At 62.5% G+C, this 19,967-nt stretch carries 18 protein-coding genes and 1 tRNA gene; 15 read left to right on the top strand and 4 right to left on the bottom strand.

The annotated features are described in order from the left end of the window. From rpsE to GGQ88_RS01550, 12 genes are all read left to right on the top strand, one after another. Nucleotides 1-738 (top strand): 30S ribosomal protein S5, encoded by a 738-nt coding sequence (rpsE, locus tag GGQ88_RS01605; protein WP_183611271.1) that lies wholly within the window; start codon nucleotides 1-3, stop codon nucleotides 736-738. A 6-nt stretch (nucleotides 739-744) separates the two neighbouring features. Then, nucleotides 745-921, top strand: a complete 177-nt coding sequence (rpmD, locus tag GGQ88_RS01600) for a 50S ribosomal protein L30 (RefSeq protein WP_183611270.1) — start codon at nucleotides 745-747, stop codon at nucleotides 919-921. 157 nt (nucleotides 922-1,078) lie between these two features. After that, nucleotides 1,079-1,597: a 50S ribosomal protein L15 gene (gene rplO / locus GGQ88_RS01595; protein ID WP_183611269.1), complete on the top strand. Its 519-nt coding sequence runs from the start codon at nucleotides 1,079-1,081 to the stop codon at nucleotides 1,595-1,597. A 146-nt stretch (nucleotides 1,598-1,743) separates the two neighbouring features. Further along, nucleotides 1,744-3,111: a preprotein translocase subunit SecY gene (secY, locus tag GGQ88_RS01590; protein WP_183611268.1), complete on the top strand. Its 1,368-nt coding sequence runs from the start codon at nucleotides 1,744-1,746 to the stop codon at nucleotides 3,109-3,111. 33 nt (nucleotides 3,112-3,144) lie between these two features. After that, nucleotides 3,145-3,795, top strand: coding sequence for an adenylate kinase (locus tag GGQ88_RS01585; protein WP_183611267.1), 651 nt, complete (start codon nucleotides 3,145-3,147; stop codon nucleotides 3,793-3,795). A 42-nt stretch (nucleotides 3,796-3,837) separates the two neighbouring features. Beyond that, nucleotides 3,838-4,566, top strand: coding sequence for an SRPBCC family protein (locus tag GGQ88_RS01580; RefSeq protein ID WP_183611266.1), 729 nt, complete (start codon nucleotides 3,838-3,840; stop codon nucleotides 4,564-4,566). A gap of 157 nt (nucleotides 4,567-4,723) precedes the next feature. Next, entirely contained in the window at nucleotides 4,724-6,079 is a 1,356-nt protein-coding gene (gene gdhA, locus GGQ88_RS01575; RefSeq protein ID WP_183611265.1) for an NADP-specific glutamate dehydrogenase, read from the top strand. Between the two features lie 320 nt (nucleotides 6,080-6,399). Further along, nucleotides 6,400-7,470, top strand: a complete 1,071-nt coding sequence (gene recA / locus GGQ88_RS01570) for a recombinase RecA (RefSeq protein WP_183611264.1) — start codon at nucleotides 6,400-6,402, stop codon at nucleotides 7,468-7,470. A 147-nt stretch (nucleotides 7,471-7,617) separates the two neighbouring features. Next, nucleotides 7,618-8,244 carry a glutathione S-transferase family protein gene (locus GGQ88_RS01565; protein WP_183611263.1) on the top strand — a complete coding sequence of 209 codons (627 nt, stop codon included), beginning with the start codon at nucleotides 7,618-7,620 and terminating at the stop codon, nucleotides 8,242-8,244. 56 nt (nucleotides 8,245-8,300) lie between these two features. Then, nucleotides 8,301-9,131, top strand: a complete 831-nt coding sequence (locus GGQ88_RS01560) for a class I SAM-dependent methyltransferase (RefSeq protein ID WP_183611262.1) — start codon at nucleotides 8,301-8,303, stop codon at nucleotides 9,129-9,131. Nucleotides 9,132-9,174: 43 nt separating this feature from the next. After that, nucleotides 9,175-11,820, top strand: a complete 2,646-nt coding sequence (gene alaS / locus GGQ88_RS01555) for an alanine--tRNA ligase (protein ID WP_183611261.1) — start codon at nucleotides 9,175-9,177, stop codon at nucleotides 11,818-11,820. Nucleotides 11,821-11,845: 25 nt separating this feature from the next. Next, the gene (locus tag GGQ88_RS01550) at nucleotides 11,846-12,784 is read left to right on the top strand and encodes a glutaminase (protein WP_183611260.1); all 939 of its coding nucleotides are present in this window, start codon (nucleotides 11,846-11,848) and stop codon (nucleotides 12,782-12,784) included. Here the strand turns inward: GGQ88_RS01550 and GGQ88_RS01545 are convergent. Both GGQ88_RS01545 and GGQ88_RS01540 read right to left on the bottom strand, forming a co-directional pair. Beyond that, entirely contained in the window at nucleotides 12,781-14,562 is a 1,782-nt protein-coding gene (locus GGQ88_RS01545; protein WP_183611259.1) for a cation:proton antiporter domain-containing protein, read from the bottom strand. The two genes, GGQ88_RS01550 and GGQ88_RS01545, sit on opposite strands and share 4 nt — an antisense overlap. 226 nt (nucleotides 14,563-14,788) lie before the next feature. Further along, on the bottom strand, nucleotides 14,789-16,012 hold the full coding sequence (locus GGQ88_RS01540) for an NADP-dependent isocitrate dehydrogenase (RefSeq protein ID WP_183611258.1): 1,224 nt from the start codon (nucleotides 16,010-16,012) through the stop codon (nucleotides 14,789-14,791). Between the two features lie 175 nt (nucleotides 16,013-16,187). Between GGQ88_RS01540 and GGQ88_RS01535 the strand changes: the two genes are divergently transcribed. Next, nucleotides 16,188-16,952, top strand: coding sequence for a crotonase/enoyl-CoA hydratase family protein (locus tag GGQ88_RS01535; RefSeq protein WP_183611257.1), 765 nt, complete (start codon nucleotides 16,188-16,190; stop codon nucleotides 16,950-16,952). A gap of 63 nt (nucleotides 16,953-17,015) precedes the next feature. After that, on the top strand, nucleotides 17,016-18,206 hold the full coding sequence (locus GGQ88_RS01530) for a glycosyltransferase family 87 protein (protein ID WP_183611256.1): 1,191 nt from the start codon (nucleotides 17,016-17,018) through the stop codon (nucleotides 18,204-18,206). Between the two features lie 51 nt (nucleotides 18,207-18,257). On the opposite strand, the gene GGQ88_RS01525 is transcribed toward GGQ88_RS01530, so the two are convergent. Then, nucleotides 18,258-18,332, bottom strand: a tRNA-Val gene (locus GGQ88_RS01525). A 109-nt stretch (nucleotides 18,333-18,441) separates the two neighbouring features. Continuing rightward, entirely contained in the window at nucleotides 18,442-18,825 is a 384-nt protein-coding gene (gene cpdR / locus GGQ88_RS01520; protein WP_183611255.1) for a cell cycle two-component system response regulator CpdR, read from the bottom strand. A 149-nt stretch (nucleotides 18,826-18,974) separates the two neighbouring features. Between cpdR and GGQ88_RS01515 the strand changes: the two genes are divergently transcribed. Further along, the gene (locus GGQ88_RS01515; protein WP_183611254.1) at nucleotides 18,975-19,937 is read left to right on the top strand and encodes an N-formylglutamate amidohydrolase; all 963 of its coding nucleotides are present in this window, start codon (nucleotides 18,975-18,977) and stop codon (nucleotides 19,935-19,937) included. The last annotated feature ends 30 nt before the right edge of the window (nucleotides 19,938-19,967 follow it).

Raw genomic sequence — 19,967 nt, 5'->3', positions numbered from 1 at the left:
ATGGCTGACGAAACCAACATGGAAGGCGAAGTCGCCGTTGCTGCAGAAGCAGCGCCCGGCGGCGAGCCGCAGCGTGAAGGTCGTGGCCGTGGTCGCGGCCGTGGCAACAACGATCGCGGTGGCAACAACGATCGCGGCGGCAACAACCGCGGCGGGCGTCGCGACGACCGTCGTGGTGGTCGTGGCGGCGACGATGATGGTGGCGAGGAGCTGATTGAAAAGCTCGTCCACATCAATCGCGTCTCCAAGACCGTCAAGGGTGGCAAGCGCTTCGGCTTTGCTGCGCTGGTCGTGGTCGGCGATGGCAAGGGCCGCGTCGGCTTCGGTCATGGCAAGGCTCGCGAAGTGCCTGAGGCGATCACCAAGGCAACCGCTGCCGCCAAGAAGGCGATGGTTCGCGTTGCGCTTAAGGAAGGCCGCACCCTCCACCATGACGGCAAGGGCCGTTTCGGTGCAGGCAAGGTCAACGTTCGCTCGGCACCTGCCGGTACCGGCATCATCGCCGGTGGCCCGATGCGCGCCGTGTTTGAAAGCCTTGGTGTTGCCGATGTGGTGACCAAGTCGGTCGGCACGTCGAACCCCTACAACATGATCCGCGCCACCTTCGACGCGCTCGTCAACCAGACTTCGCCGAAGTCGGTTGCCCAGCGTCGTGGCAAGAAGGTTGCGGATCTGCTCGGTCGCGGTGGCGCCACTCCGGTGGAAGCCGAAGCCGCCGCCGACGCCATCACGGAGTAATCGGTCATGGCTACGATCAAGATCAAGCAGATTGGTTCGCCGATCCGTCGCCCCGCCAGCCAGAAGAAGATTCTGGTAGGTTTGGGCCTGGGCAAGATGAACCGTGTCGTCGAGCGGGAAGATACCGCCGAAGTACGCGGCGCCATTGCCAAGCTTCCCCACATGGTGAAGGTGGTCGACTGACCAACCTTCCCATGCGGGAAAAAGGAACGCCCCGGCCATGTGCCGGGGTTTTCCGTTGAGCCTTCGGGCTCTCTCCTTTGGGGGTGACAACCTGAGGCCTTTGGCTTAAGGGCGCCGCTTCCATCCAGCGCGACAAAAGCGAAAGCGAGTGCACGACATGAAACTCAATGAAATCTCCGACAACGATGGTGCCCGCAAGGGCCGCATGCGCGTGGGCCGTGGTATCGGTTCGGGCAAGGGCAAGACCGCCGGTCGCGGCCAGAAGGGTGCTAAGGCACGTTCGGGCGTATCGATCAACGGCTTCGAAGGCGGCCAGATGCCGCTCCACATGCGTATCCCGAAGCGTGGCTTCAACAACATCTTCGCCAAGGACTGGGCTGAAGTGAACCTGGGCATGATCCAGAAGTTCATCGATGCCGGCAAGATCGACGCGTCGGCAACTGTCGATCATGCTGCGCTCAAGGCCGCTGGCCTTGCCCGTGGCGGCAAGAATGGTGTGCGTTTGCTCGGCAAGGGCGAACTGACCTCGAAGGTCGCGTTCAAGGTCGACGGCGTCAGCAAGGGCGCGCTCGAGGCCGTCCAGAAGGCTGGCGGATCGGTCGAACTTCCCGAGGCCGCGCCGAGCGAGCACGAGAAGAAGACCGCTCGCCGCGAAGCCAACAAGCAAGCCAAGTAAGCCAAATCCGGTCCCTGCCTGCAACGCGGGCGGGGATTTTGGCACGCGCGGGTTCGACTTCTGCGATCCCGCACTATATGGGCTAGCTCGACAGTATGGAGACGGGCCCGTGCGGCCGGTCTCACAGCAAGGCTTGAACCCCGAAAATGGCATCACGCGCCGACAACATCGCCAGCAACATGAGCCTGGCCAACTTCTCCAAGGCAACCGAGCTCAAGAAGCGCATCTGGTTCACGGTGGGCGCGCTCATCGTTTTCCGGTTCCTCAGCTTCGTGCCGTTGCCCGGGGTGAACCCGCTGATCATGGAGACGCTCTACGATCAGACGCGCGGTGGCGTGCTCGACATCTTCAACGCGTTTTCGGGCGGTTCGCTCGAACGCATGAGCCTGATCGCATTGGGAGTGATGCCCTACATCACCGCCTCGATCGTGGTGCAGCTTGCCGCCTCGCTCCATCCGTCGCTTGCCGCGATGAAGAAGGAAGGCGAGAGCGGGCGCAAGAAGCTCAACCAGTATACGCGCTATGGCGCGGTGTTGCTGACCGCGATCCAGGGCTGGGTTCTTGCGTCGGGCCTTGAGGCCTATGGCGCCTCGAGCGGCCTGCAGGCCGTGGTCAATCCGGGTATGCTGTTCCGCGTGGGCGCAGTCGTTTCGCTGATCGGCGGCACGATGTTCCTGCTGTGGCTGGGTGAGCAGATCACCTCGCGCGGCATCGGCAATGGCGTTTCGCTGATCATCATGGCGGGTATCGTCGCACAGTTGCCCAAGTTCTTCGGCAACCTGTTCGAAGGTGGCCGCACCGGCTCGATCTCGCCATTTCTGATCGTCGGCATCGTGATCATGCTGATCGGCCTGGTGCTGGCGATCTGCTTCATCGAGCGGGCGAGCCGGCGGTTGCTGATCCAATATCCCAAGCGCGCAACGCAGCGCGGCATGATGAATGCCGACCGCAGCCATCTGCCGCTCAAGCTCAACACCGCAGGCGTGATTCCGCCGATTTTCGCCAGTTCGCTGCTGTTGCTGCCGCTGACGATCACGCAGTTTGCCGGTAACTCGATCTCGCCCGATACCACGATGGGTCAGGTGATCGTATCGCTGAACCAGTATCTCGGCCACGGCAAGCCGCTGTACATGCTGCTTTATGCGGCGGGGATCATCTTCTTCTCGTTCTTCTACACCGCAGTCGTGTTTAATCCGGAAGAGACCGCCGAGAATCTCAAGAAGAATGGCGGCTTCATTCCCGGCATCCGTCCGGGCAAGAACACCGCCAACTATCTCGATTACGTACTGACGCGGATTACCGTGTTGGGCGCCGCCTACATCACGATCGTCTGCGTCGTGCCAGAGTTCATCATGGCCGAGACCGGAATGGGCGCGGTGTTCTTCGGCGGCACCAGCTTGTTGATTGTCGTCAATGTGACGGTCGATACGATCACGCAGATCCAGTCGCACCTGCTGGCCCACCAGTACGGAGACCTGATCAAGAAGGCGAAGTTGAAGGGGCGGCTGCGCTAAGATCAGCCGAGCGACGACGAGGGGAGCTAATTCGTGAACATCATCCTGTTGGGGCCTCCGGGCGCAGGCAAGGGCACTCAGGCCCAGCGACTGGTCGAACGCCATGGCATGAAACAGTTGTCGACCGGCGACATGCTCCGCGCGGCGGTCAAGGCCGGTACGCCAGTCGGCCTCAAGGCCAAAGCCGTGATGGAAGCCGGCGAGCTGGTCTCCGATGAGATCGTCTCTGCGCTGATCGGCGATGAACTCGACGCGATGCCTGCAAGCCAGGGCGCGATCTTCGACGGTTATCCGCGCACCGCACCTCAGGCTGCTTCGCTCGAACAAATTCTCGAAAGCCGCGGCCGCAAGCTCGATTGTGTGATCGAACTGGGCGTCGACGAAGACGCGCTGGTTGAGCGTATTACCGGCCGTTACACCTGCGCCTCATGCGGCAAGGGTTATCACGACACCTTCGAAAAGCCGGTAGTCGAAGGCACTTGCGACAAGTGCGGATCGCATGAATTCAAGCGCCGCCCGGACGATAACGAACAGACGGTGCGCACGCGCATGGCCGAATATCGCGCCAAGACCGCACCGATCCTGCCTATCTATGAAGAGCGCGGCATCGTCGCGCGGGTCGATGGTATGGCCGATATGGACAATGTCACGGCGGCCATTGAGGCTGTTCTCAAGCCGCGCTAGTCTGGTCCCGAAGTCCGCCGGTCTGGTGGACGGGGGGCTGGTATGATCCGCATCGTTCTGATCACGTTGACGGCGGGGCTGTGCAGCCTCGCCGTTCCTGCATCAGCCGAAGTCGCGCAGAAGAGCGATGCAGGCTTTGTCGTCCGCGTGACCGACGAGGTCGCGGTAACGCCCGCCGAGGCATGGAAGGCGTTCACAACGCCGTCCTCCTGGTGGAACGGCGCCCACACCTTCTCCGGATCCGCCGCCAACATGACGCTGGACCCCACGGCCAACGGCTGTTTCTGCGAGCGGCTGCCCGTTCCCAAGGATGCTCCGGCAGGGCAGAAGCCTGGCTCGGTCATGCACATGCGCGTGCTCTATGCCGAGCCCTACCGTGCGTTGCGCCTGACCGGTGGGCTCGGGCCGCTGCAGTCCGAGGCGATTAACGGCACGATGACGGTGACCTTCAAGCCAATCGACGGACCCGGCGGCAAGGGCACGCGAATCCTGTGGGAATATGTCGTCGGTGGCTTCATGCGCTACAAGACCGATGTCATCTCAGGTGCCGTGGACAAGGTGCTTACCGAGCAACTGGGTGGGCTGATCAAGTTGTTGGGACCACTCGCGTCCAAGCCATCAGTCCCGTCGCTCGCGCCCGAACTGCCGCCTACGGATGAGGAGCCTGCGTTCTCCGCCGACCCCGCCAAGGACGAGACTGCGGCCGGTGAATCGGTGAAGGCTGCGCTCGACAAGATGTTCAAGAAGAAGTCGGTAAGTTCGTCCGAATGACGATCGGGCGTATCGCCGCTTTTGTGTGGCGCAAAAGCCGCTAATCTCCGCTCCAACAATAACGCGACTCGGCTGAATGGGCTGAAGTCGCGCCCGATCGGGCCGCACCTGCCACCACAACGAAGCCCGTCTTGGGCTTCACCAAGGGGAGAGTACTGTGGCCGTTTCCGATCATGTTGACTTGCCGACCTTCATGGAGGGCGTGAAGAAGCGCAATCCATACCAGCCCGAATTCGTCCAGGCCGTCCAGGAGGTCGCCGAGGATATCTTCGAGTTCATGCAGGACAAGGAAGAGTACCACTCGCAGCAGATCCTGCGGCGCATTGCCGAACCGGATCGCGTGGTCTCGTTTCGTGTGTGCTGGGAGGACGACAACGGGAACGTGCGCGTCCAGCGCGGGTGGCGCGTCCAGAACAACAACGCCATCGGCCCGTACAAGGGCGGCATACGGTTCCATCCTTCGGTGACGGAATCGGTGCTGAAGTTCCTCGCCTTCGAACAGACCTTCAAGAACGCGCTGACCGGCTTGCCGATGGGCGGGGGCAAGGGCGGATCGAACTTCAACCCCAAGGGCAAGAGCGTGCGCGAGATCATGCGCTTCTGCCAGTCGTTCATGACCGAACTCTATCGCCATATCGGCGCGGACGTAGACGTCCCGGCCGGCGACATCGGCGTGGGCGGCCGCGAGATCGGTTTCATGTTCGGCCAGTACAAGCGCATCACCAACAACTTCACCGGCGTGCTGACCGGCAAGGGACTTGAATGGGGCGGCTCGCTGATCCGTACCGAAGCGACTGGTTATGGCGCGGTCTACTTCCTCGCCAACATGCTCGCCACGAAAGGCGAAGACCTCGTCGGCAAGACGGCGGTCATTTCCGGCTCGGGCAATGTCGCGACGCATGCCGCAGAAAAGATCGTGCAACTAGGCGGCAAGGTGCTGACGCTGTCGGATTCGGGAGGGTACATCCACGACCCGGACGGCATCGATCAGGAAAAGATCAACTGGGTCAAGAGCCACAAGACGCACCGCCGTGGCCGGATCGAGGAATACGTCGAGGCCTACCCCAAGGCCAGTTTCCACGCCGGCAAAACGCCATGGGGCGTGCCCTGCGATGTCGCGCTGCCCTGTGCGACGCAGAACGAGCTGCTTGGCGACGATGCGAAGATGCTGATCGCGAACGGCTGCAAGGCCGTGGCTGAAGGGGCGAACATGCCGACCGATCTGGCCGGCGTCCACGTGTTCAAGGATGCGAAGATCCTCTACGCGCCGGGCAAGGCATCGAACGCTGGCGGCGTTGCCGTCTCGGGTCTGGAGATGAGCCAGAATTCCGAGCGGCGCTCGTGGAAGGAAGATGAACTTCAGCAGATGCTCAAGGACATCATGATGGGCATCCACCAGTCCTGCCTCACCTACGGCGATCAGGGCGGCGGCTACGTCGACTATGTGAAGGGCGCCAATATCGGCGGCTTCAAGAAGGTTGCTGACGCTATGCTGGCGTTCGGCGTCGTCTGACGAATGCAGTGCTCCCCGCCGCCCGGACAGGGCGGTGGGGAGGCCTTGATAGCGATATGTCCCCGTGATTCGCGGGGCGCCGGAGCATCCTTCCATATCCGAGCCGATTGCGCGCGTCGGACAGCAGCATGGGCGCTTTTTCCGGGCATCGTTCCCGCCCGGCCCTTGGCGAACAAAGCCTTGCGCCATAAGTGTTTGGCTGTGCATGCCTCCATATCGGCAGAAAAATTTCGTTCCCCTCTTGTTCCTAAAGAACAGAATGGGTACATAACCCTTGTTGACGGTTCGTGTGAGCCAACTCTAGCAAGGGAACAGATGCCATGGCGGCTCAGCTCAAGCTCATCGAGGAAGGTAAGACCAAGGACATGGATCGTCAGAAGGCGCTAGACGCCGCCCTCGCGCAGATCGATCGCGCGTTCGGGAAGGGCTCGGCAATGAAGCTGGGCTCGAAAGAAACAATGCAGGTCGAGGTTATCCCGACCGGCTCGCTTGGGCTCGACATCGCACTCGGCGTCGGCGGATTGCCGCGCGGCCGGGTGATCGAGATTTATGGCCCGGAAAGCTCAGGTAAAACCACGCTCGCGCTGCATGTCATTGCCGAAGCGCAGAAGGGCGGCGGCACGGCTGCGTTCATCGACGCCGAACACGCGCTCGACCCGGTCTATGCCCGCAAGCTTGGCGTCAACATCGACGAACTGATCGTGTCGCAGCCTGATACCGGTGAACAGGCGCTCGAAATCGTCGATACGCTGGTCCGCTCCAACGCGATCGACGTCCTCGTCGTGGATTCGGTCGCCGCACTGGTCCCCCGCGCCGAAATCGAAGGCGAGATGGGCGATAGCCACGTCGGCCTCCAGGCCCGTTTGATGAGCCAGTCGCTGCGCAAGCTGACCGGTTCGATCAGCCGCTCGCGCTGTATGGTGATCTTTATCAACCAGCTGCGCATGAAGATCGGAGTGATGTACGGCAACCCCGAGACGACGACGGGCGGCAACGCCCTCAAGTTCTACGCCTCGGTTCGTCTCGACATCCGCCGCACCGGACAGATCAAGGACCGGGACGAAATTGTCGGTAACGCCACCCGCGTCAAAGTCGTCAAGAACAAGGTCGCGCCGCCGTTCAAGCAGGTCGAATTCGACATCATGTACGGCGAGGGCATCTCCAAGATCGGCGAAATTCTCGATCTTGGCGTCAAGGCCGGACTCGTCGAGAAGTCGGGTGCCTGGTTCAGCTATGACTCCATTCGCATCGGGCAGGGGCGTGAAAACTCCAAGAATTTCCTGCGCGAAAACAAAGAGCTTTGCAGCCGCCTCGAAACCGCGATCCGCGGTCGCACCGAGCAGGTTGCCGAAGGACTGATGGCGGGCCCGGACGCGGACGACGACACCTGATCCTTCAAGGCGAAGGCTGCACCCTCCAGTAACAGCCATCCGCCAATCAAAGAGCCCGCGCGTTCCCCGGCAGGAACGTGCGGGCTTTTTGCTGTTCAGGCATGGGCTTGCAGGTTAACCTCCCGATTAAATCCATCGGAGTCGCCCATGTCCATCATCGTCCACCACCTCAACAACAGCCGCTCGCAGCGCATTCTCTGGCTGCTAGAGGAGCTCGGCGTCGATTATGAGATCCGCCACTACCAGCGTGATCCGGAAACCAATCTCGCTCCTCCCGAACTGAAAGCGGTCCACCCGTTGGGGAAGTCCCCGCTCCTCGAAATCGACGGCCGCGTCATCGAGGAATCGGGCGCGATCGTCCAGGTTCTGTGTGATCGCTATGGCAACGGCGCATGGTTGCCTGAGGCCGGCAGTGACGACGCGCTGCGCCACCTTGAGCTGACGCACTTCGCCGAAGGGTCGGCGATGACGCCCATATTGCTCCAGCTCTACACCTCACGCCTGGGTGACGCCGCCGCGCCGCTCACCCCGCGCATCACCGAACAGCTCGCCGCAACCTTCGGCTACATGGAGCAGATCCTGCGTCCCTCAGGCCATTTCGTCGGTGACGACTGGACCGGGGCCGACGTAATGATGAGCTTCCCCGCCGAGGTCGCCCTCATGCAGGGCCAAGGCGCCAACTTTCCAAAGCTCGCAGCATTTGTCGCGTCGATCCACGCGCGTCCAGCCTGGCAGCGCGCCCGCGAAAAGGGCGGAGCGTACTTCGCCACCTAGTGCCACAGGTACTGGATCGCTTGTCTTAGCCGCTTGGCGCCCGTAACCTTGCAAGCATGACAAGCGCATTTGATTGGCAAGGTAGTGTCGGGCGCAACTGGGCAACCGAGTGGCGACGAACCGACACGAGCTTCAGCGACCTCACCCCGCATCTGCTAAAGGCGGTGGAAGCCGAATCTGCCACAAGAATCGTGGATATCGGATGCGGTGCAGGGGAGGTCGCGATTGCCGTCGCATGTGCACGGCCGCAGGTGCGCGTGACCGGTGCTGACATCTCACCGGACCTGATTTTGGCGGCAGACCAACGCGGCTCGGGCATTGCCAATCTGTCGTTCGTCCTCGCGGACGCATCGCAATGGTCGGACCCTGATGGCGCACCGGATCTTATCATTTCGCGACACGGGGTGATGTTCTTCGCCGATCCGCCGGCCGCTTTCGCGCATCTGGCTGCAGTCGCCTCGGCGCGGGCGCGCATGGTGTTCACTTGTTTCCGCGCGCCTGCACAGAACGAGTGGGCAACCGCCATCGCCGGGCTACTGCCGCCAACAGAAGCCGCAGCTTCGTCGCCGTTCGCGCCCGGCCCCTTCGCCTTCGCCGATCCCGAACACGTGCAGCGCTGCATGGCGGGGTGGCGGGACGTGACGTTCACACCCGTAGACTTCACCTATGTGGCGGGTGAAGGCGATGATCCCGTCGGCGAGGCGATGGCGCTGTTTCACCGAATCGGACCTTCGGCGTTCGCCATGCGCACCTTGCCCGAGGCCGAGCGCGCGGCATTCGAGAAGCGGCTGCTCGAACTGGTCGAAGCCCATTATGATGGCACCCGCGTCGCATTCGGTGCGGCGGCGTGGCTGGTAACTGCATCGTCCGATCACAGTCATGGATGAAACGTGCTTGTAGCGCGCCAAACGCTCGCCTAATCGGCAGGTTATGACTTCCACGAACGAAATCCGCCGGTCCTTCCTCGACTACTTCGGTTCTGCCGGGCACGATGTGGTGCAATCCGCGCCGCTCGTCCCGTACAACGATCCGACGCTGATGTTCGTCAACGCCGGGATGGTTCCGTTCAAGAACGTGTTCACCGGCCTTGAGACCCGGGCAACTCCGCGCGCAACCTCGTCGCAGAAATGCGTTCGCGCGGGCGGCAAGCACAACGATCTCGACAATGTGGGCTACACCGCGCGGCATCACACGTTCTTCGAGATGCTCGGCAACTTCTCGTTCGGTGATTACTTCAAGGAGCAGGCGATCACCCACGCCTGGACCCTGCTGACCCGCGAATGGGGCCTGCCCAAGGACAAGCTGCTCGCCACCGTCTATCACACCGATGACGAGGCGTTCGAGCTGTGGAAGAAGATCGCAGGCCTTCCAGAAGACCGCATCATTCGCATCACCACCAAAGACAACTTCTGGGCGATGGGCGACGACGGCCCATGCGGACCGTGCTCGGAAATCTTCTTCGATCACGGCGATCACATCTGGGGCGGCCCTCCGGGATCGCCCGATGAGGACGGCGACCGCTTCATCGAGATATGGAACCTCGTGTTCATGCAGTTCGAACAGACTGCGGGCGAGATCACCGGCAACCTGCCAAAGCCCAGCATCGACACTGGCATGGGTCTCGAACGCATCGCGGCGGTGCTGCAGGGCGAGCATGACAACTACGATACAGACACGTTCAAGGCATTGATCGCGGCGTCCGAAAGCCTGACCTCGGTCAAGGCCGAAGGCGAGCAGCGCGCCAGCCACCGCGTCATCGCCGATCACTTGCGTTCGACAAGCTTCCTGCTGGCCGATGGCGTTCTGCCTTCGAACGAGGGGCGCGGCTATGTGCTGCGCCGGATCATGCGCCGCGCAATGCGTCACGCACATCTGCTCGGCGCGCGCGATCCGCTGATGCATCGCCTGGTGCCCGCTCTGGTTGCCGAAATGGGCGCAGCTTATCCCGAGCTTGGCCGCGCGCAGCCGATGATCGAGGAAACATTGCTGCGCGAGGAAGTACAGTTCCGCCGCACCTTGTCCAACGGCCTCAAGCTCCTCGACGAGACGACGGGCGCGCTGGGCGAGGGCGACAAGCTTCCCGGCGAAACCGCATTCCGGCTCTACGATACGTTCGGCTTCCCTTATGACCTGACCGAGGACGCCCTGCGTGCGCGCGGAATCAGCGTGGATCGGGAAGGCTTTGACGCTGCAATGGCGCAGCAGAAGGCTGCGGCCCGCGCTGCGTGGAAGGGCTCGGGCCAAGCGGCTGACGGCGAAGTATGGTTCGACATCGCCGAGCGTGTCGGCGCGACGGAATTCACGGGCTACACCGCATCCACGGGCGAGGCGCAAGTCGTTGCGCTGGTCAAGGACGGCAAGGAAGTGGGCAGCGTCGGTGTGGGCGAGACCGTCACGGTCATCGTCAACCAGACGCCTTTCTATGGCGAAAGCGGCGGGCAGACCGGCGATGCGGGCACGATCACCGGGGTGGACGGCCTTGCGCTGGCCGTATCCGACACGTCCAAACCGCTCGGCCGCCTTCACGCACACAATGCCAAGGTGGACGCTGGCTCTCTCAAGGTCGGCGACGTGGTCAAGCTCGACATCGACGTCGAGCGCCGCGACGCCATCCGCGCGAACCATTCGGCCACGCACCTGCTGCACGCGGCGTTGCGCAACCGGCTGGGCGGCCACGTGACGCAAAAGGGCTCGCTCGTCGCAGCCGATCGCCTGCGCTTCGACTATTCGCACCCAACAGCGCTCACGCCGGAAGATATTGCGGCGATCGAAGCAGAAGTGAACGCCGAGATTCGCGCCAACGAGGCCGTCTCGACCCGGCTGATGTCGCCCGACGATGCGATCGAAGCCGGCGCGATGGCGCTGTTCGGTGAAAAGTACGGCGATGAGGTGCGCGTGCTGAGCATGGGCCGCGCGACCGACAAGCATTTTTCGGTCGAGCTGTGCGGCGGCACGCACGTGCGTGCACTTGGTGATATCGGCGTGTTTCGCATCGTCGCGGAGGGCGCGGTATCGTCCGGCGTCCGGCGCATCGAGGCACTGACCGGTGAGGGCGCGCGCCAGTGGTTCGTCGCACGCGAAGAGGCGCTGAAGAACACCGCGAGCCTGCTGCGTACCACGCCCGAAGACGTCGAAGCACGCGTGGCGGCGCTGATGGACGAGCGCAAGAAGCTCGAACGCGAACTCGCCGAAGCGAAGAAGGCGCTCGCGCTCGGCGGCGGATCGGCCAAGGCGGAAAGCGCGGACGAGGAAGTTGGCGGCGTGAAGTTCTCGGGCCAGGTGCTCGAAGGCCTTGACCCGAAGGACCTGCGCGGACTGCTCGATCAGGCGAAGCAGCGGTTGGGGTCAGGCGTGGCGGTGATCGTCGCGGTCAACGAGGGCAAAGCGAGCATCGCCGCTGCGGTCACCGAGGATCTGGCGGGCAAGGTCAGCGCGGTCGATCTGGTGCGCGCGGGCGTCGAGGCGCTCGGCGGCAAGGGCGGCGGTGGACGGCCGGACATGGCGCAGGGCGGTGGTCCGGACGGCAGCAAAGCCGCCGACGCGGTCGCTGCGGCGAAGGGCGTGTTGGCGCAGTGACATCGTTCGTGCGATGGTCGACCACATGGTAACCATCGCCGATATCGTGACCGAGATCGCCGCCGAAATGCGCGACGTTTCCGAGCGGGGAACGGTTGCGTCCTATATTCCGCCGCTGGCCGAGGTATCGCCCGACAAGTTCGGTATCGCTGTGGTCATGGCCGATGGCGCAGTGCACGTCGCAGGGAATGCGGACGAAGCGTTTTCGATCCAGTCGATTTCAAAAGTGTTCGCGCTCACCCAGTCGCTCGGCGCGGTGGGCGATCAGCTGTGGCTGCGCGTCGGGCGCGAACCATCGGGCAGCGCGTTCAATTCGATCGTGCAGCTTGAAACCGAGCAGGGCATCCCACGAAATCCTTTCATCAATGCCGGCGCCATCGTGCTGTGCGATGTACTGCTGGGCCGATACGAACCGCGCGAGGCGATCGGTCAGATGCTCCGCTTCGTGCGCATGCTCGCGGGCGACGACGCCGGTTCGATCACGATCGACGATGCGGTAGCCCATGCCGAACAGGACACCGGGTTCCGCAACATGGCGCTCGCCAACTACATGCGCGCCTTCGGCAACATTCGCGCTCCGGTCGAACGCGTGCTCGGCGTCTACTTCCACTTCTGCGCGCTGGCGATGAGTTGCCGCGAGCTGGCAATGGCAGGGCGCTATCTGATGGATGGCGGGCGCGTGGACGGCCATTCGGTCGTCACCGCGAGCCGCGCGCGGCGCATCAACGCACTGATGATGTCTTGCGGGCACTATGACAATTCGGGCGATTTCGCCTTCCGCGTCGGCTTGCCGGGCAAGTCGGGCGTAGGCGGCGGGATCCTGTCGGTCGTGCCCGGCGTGGCGAGCATCGCGGTGTGGTCGCCCGGGCTCAACGCCAGCGGCAACTCGCAGCTTGGCACGCTCGCGCTGGAGCGGCTCGTCCAGCGCACTGGGTGGAGCGTGTTTGAGCCCCGTTCGCTTTAGGCTCTTTCGCGCAGCGAGGCGGATTTCAATTTGGGTAGTGAGTTCAGCTCGCCTTCTTCCTTGATCTTCTGGCGGAATTCATCGCGCTTTTCGTGGATCGAGGCGATTACCGGCCCCATCGGGAAGCCGAGATCCACCAGTACCGCTTCCGACAGTTGCAGCGAACTTTCAAGCGTTTCAGGGACGGCGTGGCTGGCCCCGGCCTTGTACAGCGCGGCGGCATGGCTGGCGTCGCGTGCGCGGACGATGATCGGCAGAACCGGATGAAGCAGCCGAAGGCGCTTGACCATGCGCAGGATCAACACAGGTTCGTCCATCGTCAGGATCATCGCTTTTGCATTGTCGAGGCCAAGCCGCTGTATCGCTGCCTCGCTGTCGACGTTTCCGAACAGAACGGGCAGGCCGTCTTCGCGCGCAGTCCTTACGATCGCAGGATCGGTGTCGATGCCTAGCCAGGGTTCGCCGTGCACGGTGAGCATTTCTGCAATCAGGCGCCCGACCCGGCCAAAGCCCATCACGACGACGCGCTCCCCCTCGGGCTCGGCAACCGGAACCGTTTGTCCCGCATCAGCCGAGTCTTTCGCAACCCGTTTGCCCCAGGTCTTGCCGAGCAGCGCCAGCAGCGGTGTGATCGTCAGCCCGATCGCGGTGACGATCTGCCAGAATTGCGCCGTCTCGCGGTCGATCAGCGCTGCTTCTGCCGCTGCGGTCAGCACAATCAGCGTCGTTTCGGACGGGCTGGCCATGAGAATGCCCGTCTCGAGTGCCGTCGCACGCGCCTTACCCATGGCGCGCAGCGCAAATCCGGTGACGAGCGACTTGACGATCACAACGCCGAGAACCGCAACCGTCAGCGGCACGATCTCGGCCCAGACGACGCGCAGGTCTATGCCCATCCCGACGGTGATCAGGAACACGCCGAGCGCGAGGCCTTTGAACGGCTTGGTGATTGCCTCGACTTCGGTGTGATACTCGGTCTCGGCAATCAGTAGCCCTGCCAGCAGCGCGCCCATGATGGGGGACAGGCCAACCATCGATGTCGCCAGCGCCGACGCGATCACGACAAGCATCGTCGCCGCAAGGAACAGCTCGGGACTCTTGGTTTGCGCGGCCTGCGCGAACAGGCGCGGCAATAGCATCCGGCCGAAAACCAGCAGCGCGCCGACGACCAGGCCGCCGTAAAGCAGGGTCTCGCCGATACTGGGGCCGGTATCCTGTGCGGCGAACGGTGCCATCGCGCCGAGGAGAAAGATGATCGGGACCAGCGCGATGTCCTCGAACAGCAACATCGCCAGCGCCGCCCGGCCTACCGGACCCTGTGTCCCCGAAATCGGCAGAACAAGCGCGGTCGATGATAGCGCCAGCGCGATCCCCAGGCCGAACGCTCCGCTTATGGGTAGCCCCGTCGCGATCAGGACACCCGACAGCAGGAATGCCGAAACGCCCAGTTCCATCGCGCCGAGCCCGAAGACCAGACGGCGCATGTCCCACAAGCGATTGAACGAAAGCTCGAGCCCGATCTCGAACAGCAGCAGGATGATGCCGAATTCCGCAAACGGCGTAATCGCCGCCGGGTCGGTTATCGTGACATGATAAAGCCAGGGATACTGCGTGACGAGCGAGCCTAGCCCGAAGGGGCCGACCGCAAGCCCGACGAGAATGAAGCCGATGATCGGCGTGATGCGCAACCGCGCAAACGCGGGGATGACGATGCCGGCTGCACCGAGCACAACGAGTACGTCGGAAAGTGCGGTAGTCGGTTCGAGATTGCCTGCCATTGCGACAGGTTAGGGGAGGCCATGCGGGGTGTCACGATGAAAGGCGCGATTGCACTCGCTCCTGCACAATCGTCCACCCCTGCGCGCGCCGCGCCACACCGCTTCACCCGCCGTGATTGGCCTGACCGCCGCGAAACCCCTGTCTGTCCCCGCTATTTCCACACCCAACACGAAAAAGGCCCGGAGTGACCCGGGCCTTTCGCGATTTTCACAGGAAGGTAGCGTGTTAGGCCCAGTTCTTCATTTCGGTTTCGAGGTTCTCGACGATGGCTTCGAAGAACTGCTCGGTCGTCATCCATGCCTGGTTGGGGCCGATGAGCAGCGCGAGGTCCTTGGTCATCTTGCCAGTCTCGACCGTTTCGATGCAGACGCGCTCCAGCGTTTCGGCGAACTTCACCACATCGGGCGTCTCGTCGAACTTGCCGCGATAGATCAGGCCGCGGGTCCAGGCGAAGATCGAGGCGATCGGGTTGGTCGAGGTCTGCTTGCCCTGCTGGTGCTGGCGATAGTGACGCGTGACCGTGCCGTGCGCAGCCTCTGCTTCGACCGTCTTGCCGTCGGGCGTCATCAGCACCGAGGTCATCAGGCCGAGCGAGCCGAAGCCCTGTGCGACGGTGTCCGACTGGACGTCGCCGTCGTAGTTCTTGCAAGCCCACACGAACTTGCCCGACCACTTGAGCGCCGAGGCGACCATGTCGTCGATCAGGCGATGTTCGTAGACGATGCCCGCAGCGGCGAACTTTTCCTTGAAGCCTTCGTTGTCGAACACTTCCTGGAACAGGTCCTTGAAGCGGCCGTCATAGGCCTTGAGGATGGTGTTCTTGGTCGACAGGTACACCGGCCAGCCAAGGTTGAGGCCGTAGTTGAGGCTGGCGCGCGCGAAGTCGCGGATCGAATCGTCGAGGTTGTACATCGCCATGGCGACGCCTGCCGACGGGTACTTGAACACTTCGCGATCGATCACTTCGCCGTTGTCGCCTTCCCAGACGAGGCGCAGCTTGCCGGGGCCGGGGACAAGGAAATCGGTTGCGCGGTACTGGTCGCCGAATGCATGACGGCCGACGACGATCGGGTCGGTCCAGCCCGGAACCAGGCGGGGCACGTTCTGGATCACGATCGGTTCGCGGAAGACGACGCCGCCAAGAATATTGCGGATCGTGCCGTTGGGCGACTTCCACATCGACTTGAGGTTAAATTCCTCGACGCGCTGCTCGTCAGGCGTGATCGTGGCGCACTTCACGCCGACACCGTACTGCTTGATTGCATTGGCAGAATCGACGGTTATCTGGTCGTTGGTCTCGTCGCGCTTTTCAACCGACAGGTCGTAATACTTCAGGTCGATATCGAGGTAGGGAAGGATCAGGCGTTCGCGGATCCATTCCCAGATGATCCGGGTCATTTCGTCGCCGTCGATCTCGACGACCGGGTTTTTCACCTTGATCTTCGCCATGTCTGTCCTGTCTTTCGGAGCTGGGGAGAGAAATTGCGTTTTCCCTTAGCAGAGGCGTGCGTCGGCGCAAGGCAGCCCACTGCTGCGCTCGATTTTTGAACGTCGACCACTGGACAGGGAAACCTCTTTCGAGCAGTAGTTAAGCGACCGATTAAGCTTTTTGGGAGTGCTTGAAATGAGCGAGGCTGAAGTCCTTACCGAAGTCGATGGCAACGTGTTGATCGTCACTATTAATCGGCCCGATGCCAAGAACGCGATGAACAAGGCTGCGGCCGAGGGAATATCGGCCGCCATGGACCGACTGGATGCAGACGCCGACCTGCGTTGCGCGGTGCTGACCGGCGCGGGTGGCACGTTCTGTTCGGGCATGGATCTCAAAGGCTTCTTGCGCGGCGAATCGCCATCGGTACCTGGACGAGGCTTTGGCGGCCTGTCGCAGTGGACGCCAAAAAAACCCATCATCGCAGCAGTCGATGGGTACGCTCTGGCGGGAGGGATGGAACTGGCCTTGTCTTGTGATCTGATCGTTGCCAGCGCGGGATCGAAGTTCGGCATTCCCGAAGCCAAGCGAGGTCTTGCCGCTGCCGCCGGTGGTCTGATCAAGCTTCCGCGCCAGATCCCGCCGCGGATCGCGATGGAACTGGCGTTGACCGGCGATTTCATCACGGCCCAGCGCGCTTACGAACTCGGCTTCATCAACCAGATCACCGAAGGCCCTTCGATCGATGGAGCAAAAGCGCTTGCCGCGCGGATTGCCGAAAATGGCCCGTTGGGACTGATCGCGTCGAAGGGGATCATCCGCGATTCCCACGAATGGACCGAGGCCGAGATGTGGGACAAGCAGCAGGCCTACATCACACCGGTGTTCACCTCGAGCGATGCACGCGAGGGTGCGTCGGCCTTTGCCGAAAAGCGCAAGCCGAACTGGCAGGGCAAGTAAACCGGACGCAAGCGGGCTGCCGACCTCTGGACAGGTCGGCAGTGATCCTCCAGACAAGCAAGAATGGGGGCGGTGCGGTCGGTCATTGACGGGTTGAGATCGGGCGAGTGGCTTAACCGAGCGCGCGTCCGCAGCTACTTGTTGATCCTGGCTGCTGCCAACCTTCTCTCACTTGCATGGCTGTTGGTCAGTGCACGAAACGGGTTTGACCTCGAAGGGCGACTGCTCGGCACGGATTTCGTCAGCTTCTGGGCTGCCGGGCAGATGATCCAATTCGGTGGCAATCCTTACAACATTGCCGCACACGCCGCCGCACAAGGCACAGTGTGGATCGGTCAGACCGGATATACCGCATTTTTCTATCCTCCGGTCTTCCTGCTGTGGTGCTGGCCGCTGGGGTTGTTCGGCTATTTTCCGGCATTGGCGAGCTGGCTCGTCCTCACTGGTGCGGCCTTGATCGGGGCGGTGCGGGTGTGGATGGGGCGGATCAACTGGCTGGCGGTCGCGGCCTTTCCGCCGCTGGTAATCACCATCACCCATGGGCAGACTTCGTTTCTGCTCGCAGCACTGCTCGGACTTGGTGTCTGGTGCGCGGCCAAAAAGCAGCATTTTGCAGCGGGAGTTCTACTAGGCCTGGCGACGTTCAAGCCGCAGTTCGGAGTCCTGGTCCCTCTGGTGCTGCTGGCCGGACGCGAATGGCGCGTGATCGGCTGGGCCGGGCTCACGGCGGTTGTGCTGGCCGGCGTGTCTACGTTGATTTTCGGGACGCAGGTATGGTTCGATTGGCTCTCGATCACCAGGTTGGCGCAGGATGCGATGGCTGATGGCGCAATTGGCTTTGCCAAGATGCAAAGTTTGTTCGCGATGGTGCGGCTGTGGGGAGGGGGAGCACGGCTTGCATTCGGAATGCAGACGGTGCTGGCGGCGGGAACCGCTGCGACACTGGTCGTGCTGGCATGGCGGCGCGGGCTGACACTCGAGGTCGGAGCAGCGACATTGGTGGGAGCCCTGCTAGCGACCCCGTTTCTGCTCGATTACGACTTTGTCCTTTTGGCCTTCCCGCTGATCCTGCTGCACGCACGCGACCCTTTGCCTTGGGAGCGAACTGCTGCAGCTATCGCTTTTGCCATGCCGGCATTCGCAAGGCCCTTGGCGATTGCAACGGGCGTGCCGCTGGCCGTGTTCGTGACCACGGCGTTATTTATCCTGCTGGCTCGGCGCGCGGCACTTGCAGAGCCTGCAACAGAGGTGTGAGGTTGTAGCAGGCGCATGAAAAACCCCGCCGAAGCGGGGTTTTTCATGCGATGGTGGGCGTAGCAAGGATTGAACTTGCGACCCCTACGATGTCAACATAGTGCTCTACCACTGAGCTATACGCCCGCACCATCGGAGTTCGCGACGTTGCGATGGAAGACCATCGCGCTGCCGGGAAGCGGCCCATTAGCCCCCGCGTTTGGCCAAGGCAAGAGGGTAAATCAAGCCTCGTCGATCAAGGCTGACGGGTACCGGCATAAGGCACGTCCTCGAATGCCCGCTCGACCTCCATCACGAGGTCCTTGAGGTGGAAGGGCTTGGACAGGACGCGTGCCTGCGGCGCCTCGCGATTCGCCTTCAGCGTAACGGCGGCAAAGCCGGTAATGAACATCACCTTTGTGGACGGGCTGATTTCGGCGCACCGTTGCGCAAGTTCGATACCGTCCATTTCGGGCATCACTATATCTGACAGCAGGAGATCAAAATGCTCAGCTTGCAAAAGTGGAATGGCAGCCGTGCCACGATCGACTGATGCAACTGAGAAACCAGCATTTTCAAGCGCACGCGCAAGATAGGTGCGCATCGCCTCTTCATCTTCGGCGAGCAGGATCCGGATCATGGCCAACCTTCGTGTGCTTTCGTTATGTCAGGGTGGGGGCGTTGTCGCGCCCGGCGTGGCGACTTGTATATGTCCAATCGGTTAAGATTCTCCCGATGCGGCCATGGGGTCGCTTTGACTTCGTTGCGAATCAGTTGCACGATTTCGCCATGAATCATGAAGGCGAGCAAGAGGGCGATTCGACGCTGATCCAAGGAGGGTCGGTGCCCGGTAACGCCGGCGTTCCTGCATATTCGCTGAAGTGGCGCAATCCTTCGCCTATTCCCGTGGTGATTGCCGTGCCGCACGCAGGGCGGGCGTATGCCAAATCGTTGCTCGATCGGATGCGACATCCGGCCTTCGCGGCACCCCGCCTCGAAGACCGCTACGTCGATTTGCTTGCCGAAGCGGTGTCGCGCGAAACCGGCGCTGCGTTGCTGGTCGCCCATGCGCCGCGCGCGATGCTCGATCTCAATCGGTCGAGCGACGATGTGGACTGGGAAATGCTCGCCGGACCGCCAGCGGACGCATCGGCCGCGCCGAGCCCATTCGCGCGACGCGCGCGTAGCGGTCTGGGTCTTGTCCCCCGACGCCTCCCGGGGCTCGGCGAGCTCTGGAAGCGACGACTGGATCACGGCGAGTTGCAGGACCGTATCGCTTGCATCCACCAGCCCTATCACGGCGTTCTGGCAACGACGCTGGAGACCATCCGCGACCGTTGGGGCGCGGCGTTGTTGGTCGATCTCCATTCGATGCCGCCGCTGGCCGCGCGATCGGCGGGCGAACTGGCACCCGAATTCGTGGTCGGCGACCGATTCGGTGCTTCGTGCGATGGCGGGATCATCGGGTCTGCGTTCGGGGTGTTTGCCGAATCGGCACGACGTGCTGCGCATAACCGGCCCTATGCTGGCGGCTTTGTGCTTGAACGCCACGCGCGGCGGCATGAGGGGCTGCATTGCCTTCAGTTGGAGATCGATCGGACATGCTATCTCGATTCTCGGCTGGCTGAGCCCGGGCCCGGCTTCGATGCCACGGTAGAGCTGCTGATCGGGCTCGTGCGGCGGCTCGCGGTTGATGTAGCCGATATCGGCCGGACCTCCGATCGTAGCCGGTGGCGTGCGGCCGCTGAATAGCAAGTCGCTGGCGTTCAAAGAAATTACCTG

The sequence above is a fragment of the Novosphingobium hassiacum genome (genome assembly GCF_014196055.1).
GTDB classification, from domain to species: Bacteria; Pseudomonadota; Alphaproteobacteria; order Sphingomonadales; family Sphingomonadaceae; genus Novosphingobium; species Novosphingobium hassiacum.
The sequence above is the reverse complement of the archived record's forward strand: the minus strand, read 5'-3'. Positions and strand labels throughout refer to the sequence as shown.

Coding starts and splice junctions, on each gene's coding strand:
- GGQ88_RS01560 (WP_183611262.1), top strand. CDS start 8,301: ATGACAAGCGCATTTGATTGGCAAGGTAGTGTCGGGCGCAACTGGGCA.
- rpsE (WP_183611271.1), top strand. CDS start 1: ATGGCTGACGAAACCAACATGGAAGGCGAAGTCGCCGTTGCTGCAGAA.
- secY (WP_183611268.1), top strand. CDS start 1,744: ATGGCATCACGCGCCGACAACATCGCCAGCAACATGAGCCTGGCCAAC.
- alaS (WP_183611261.1), top strand. CDS start 9,175: ATGACTTCCACGAACGAAATCCGCCGGTCCTTCCTCGACTACTTCGGT.
- GGQ88_RS01535 (WP_183611257.1), top strand. CDS start 16,188: ATGAGCGAGGCTGAAGTCCTTACCGAAGTCGATGGCAACGTGTTGATC.
- GGQ88_RS01540 (WP_183611258.1), bottom strand. CDS start 16,012: ATGGCGAAGATCAAGGTGAAAAACCCGGTCGTCGAGATCGACGGCGAC.
- GGQ88_RS01565 (WP_183611263.1), top strand. CDS start 7,618: ATGTCCATCATCGTCCACCACCTCAACAACAGCCGCTCGCAGCGCATT.
- GGQ88_RS01580 (WP_183611266.1), top strand. CDS start 3,838: ATGATCCGCATCGTTCTGATCACGTTGACGGCGGGGCTGTGCAGCCTC.
- rpmD (WP_183611270.1), top strand. CDS start 745: ATGGCTACGATCAAGATCAAGCAGATTGGTTCGCCGATCCGTCGCCCC.
- rplO (WP_183611269.1), top strand. CDS start 1,079: ATGAAACTCAATGAAATCTCCGACAACGATGGTGCCCGCAAGGGCCGC.
- GGQ88_RS01545 (WP_183611259.1), bottom strand. CDS start 14,562: ATGGCAGGCAATCTCGAACCGACTACCGCACTTTCCGACGTACTCGTT.
- cpdR (WP_183611255.1), bottom strand. CDS start 18,825: ATGATCCGGATCCTGCTCGCCGAAGATGAAGAGGCGATGCGCACCTAT.
- GGQ88_RS01515 (WP_183611254.1), top strand. CDS start 18,975: ATGAATCATGAAGGCGAGCAAGAGGGCGATTCGACGCTGATCCAAGGA.
- recA (WP_183611264.1), top strand. CDS start 6,400: ATGGCGGCTCAGCTCAAGCTCATCGAGGAAGGTAAGACCAAGGACATG.
- GGQ88_RS01550 (WP_183611260.1), top strand. CDS start 11,846: ATGGTAACCATCGCCGATATCGTGACCGAGATCGCCGCCGAAATGCGC.
- GGQ88_RS01530 (WP_183611256.1), top strand. CDS start 17,016: ATGGGGGCGGTGCGGTCGGTCATTGACGGGTTGAGATCGGGCGAGTGG.